The sequence below is a fragment of the Oleiagrimonas sp. genome (assembly GCF_027858935.1).
In the GTDB taxonomy this organism is placed as follows: Bacteria; Pseudomonadota; Gammaproteobacteria; order Xanthomonadales; family Rhodanobacteraceae; genus Oleiagrimonas.
The window spans coordinates 1-2,001 of sequence record NZ_JAQIBU010000177.1; the positions used below are offsets into that span (position 1 = coordinate 1).

Below are 2,001 nucleotides of genomic sequence, written 5' to 3' on the forward strand. Positions count from 1 at the left end.
CTCAACACGCATTCCAAGCTCAACTGCATCCTGGCCTGCATCGCCGCCGAGAAGGCCGGCGCGGACGAGGCCTTGATGCTGGACGTGCACGGCTTCGTCAACACCACCAACGCCTGCAATTTCTTCATCGTGCGCAAGGGCGAGGTGTGGACCTCGACCGGCGACTACTGCATGAACGGCATCACGCGGGCCAAGGTCATCGCGCTGTGCCACGACAACGGCATCCCGGTGCATGCACGCAATTTCTCGCTGGTGGACACCTATAGCGCCGACGAGGCCTTTCTCACCGGAACCTTCGGCGCGCAGACGCCGGTCGGTGAAATCGACGGACGGGTCATCGGCAGCGGCAAAACCGGGCCGATGACTACGCATCTGCGCGCGCTCTACAAGGACCTGATCGAACGGGAGTGCGGTTGATGCGGATTGCCATGTGGTCCGGGCCACGGAATCTATCCACCGCGATGATGTACAGCTTCGCCGCGCGCGGCGACTGCGCGGTATGGGACGAGCCGTTTTATGCGGCCTATCTGAAAGCCACCGGCCTGAATCACCCCATGCGCGAGGAGATCATGGCCTGCGGCGAGACCGACCCGACCAGGGTTGCAGCCGCCTGCGAAGGCGAGATCCCGCACGACAAGCCCCTGTTCTACCAAAAGCACATGACGCTGCACATGATCGACGGCTTCCCGCGCGGCTTCATGCGCGCCTGCGAGAACGTCTTTCTGATCCGCCACCCGGCGCGCGTGGTGGCCAGCTACTCGCGCAAGCGCGAAGGGCCCACGCTGGATGACCTCGGCTTCGAGCAACAGGCGCAGCTGTTCGACGAAGTCGCCGACCGGCTGGGCCGCGCACCGCGGGTGATCGACAGCGCCGACATCCGCACCGATCCGCGCAAGCACCTGGCCCGGTTGTGCGCCGCCCTGGACATCGCGTTCACCGATAACATGCTGCACTGGCCTGCAGGCGGGCATCCCGACGATGGTGTCTGGGCCTCGCACTGGTACGGCGCCGTGCACCGCTCGACCGGATTTGCCGAACCCGAGGGATCGCTGCCGGAGCTAACCGGTGCCATCGCCAGGCTGGTGGAGTCGGCGCTGCCGTTCTACCAGAAACTGCGCAAGCATTGCCTGTGACCCTGCCGGTGGAATGGCCCTCCTGCGCCTGGGGTAGATGACCGCCCAGGGCCCTCACCGGACCGGCTCAGAATGGCTTGCGCGGACCGCCGGCCGAGGGATAACGCAACGCATCGACCAGCAAGGTGAACGCGGGCGAGGGCTGCCTGCGGCTCGGGTAATATAGATGATAGCCGGCGAACGGCGGACACCAGTCGGCCAGGACGCGGACCAGGCGGCCCGACTGGATATGCTCCAGGGTCTGGTCCTCGGGCAGGTAGGCCAGTCCCCTGCCGGCAAGGGCGGCATTCAGGCGCAGGGCGATAGTGTTGAAGACCAGCTGCCCTTCCACGCGCACCCGCACTTCGTGCTCACCTTTGCCGAATTCCCAGGCATAGACGCCACCGTATGTCGGCAGGCGCAGGTTGATGCAGTTGTGCTGCATGAGGTCGTGCGGGAACTTCGGCGGCTTGCGCTGCGCGAAGTAGGATGGCGCGCCGACCACCGCCATGCGCATGTCCGGTCCGATGCGCGCCGCGATCATGTCCTGGGCGAGCTGTTCGCCCAGCCGTACACCGGCGTCATAGCGCTCGGCGACGATGTCGGTCAGGCCGTAATCCACGGCGATTTCGACATGGATGTCGGGATAGTCCGGCAGCAGTTTTTCCAGCGCCGGCCAGAGGATGGTGTTGGCTGCATGCTCGGCGGCCGTGATGCGGATGGTGCCGGCCGGCCGGTCGCGCAGGTCGCCCAAGGCCGTGATCTCGGCTTCGATCTGCTCGAAATGCGGCCCGATGGACTGGCGCAGCCGCTCACCCGCCTGGGTGGTCGAAACGCTGCGCGTGGTGCGGGTGAGCAGACGCACGCCGAGACGCTCCTCGAGCGCGCG

At 66.0% G+C, this 2,001-nt stretch carries 3 protein-coding genes; 2 read left to right on the forward strand and 1 reads right to left on the reverse strand.

Translation table 11 applies throughout. The features are described 5' to 3' along the window. Together PF446_RS06410 and PF446_RS06415 are read left to right on the forward strand one after the other, a co-directional pair. A partial coding sequence (locus tag PF446_RS06410) for an aminotransferase class IV (RefSeq protein ID WP_298070410.1) occupies positions 1-417 on the forward strand: 417 nt, incomplete at its 5' end. A gap of 11 nt (positions 418-428) precedes the next feature. Continuing rightward, entirely contained in the window at positions 429-1,133 is a 705-nt protein-coding gene (locus PF446_RS06415) for a hypothetical protein (RefSeq protein WP_298070412.1), read from the forward strand. Positions 1,134-1,200: 67 nt separating this feature from the next. On the opposite strand, the gene PF446_RS06420 is transcribed toward PF446_RS06415, so the two are convergent. Continuing rightward, positions 1,201-2,001: LysR substrate-binding domain-containing protein (locus PF446_RS06420; RefSeq protein ID WP_298070411.1), on the reverse strand; the 801-nt coding region annotated here is incomplete at its 5' end.

Excerpts from the sequence above, each read along its gene's own strand:
- PF446_RS06415 (WP_298070412.1), top strand. The coding sequence starts at position 429 with ATGTGGTCCGGGCCACGGAATCTATCCACCGCGATGATGTACAGCTTC.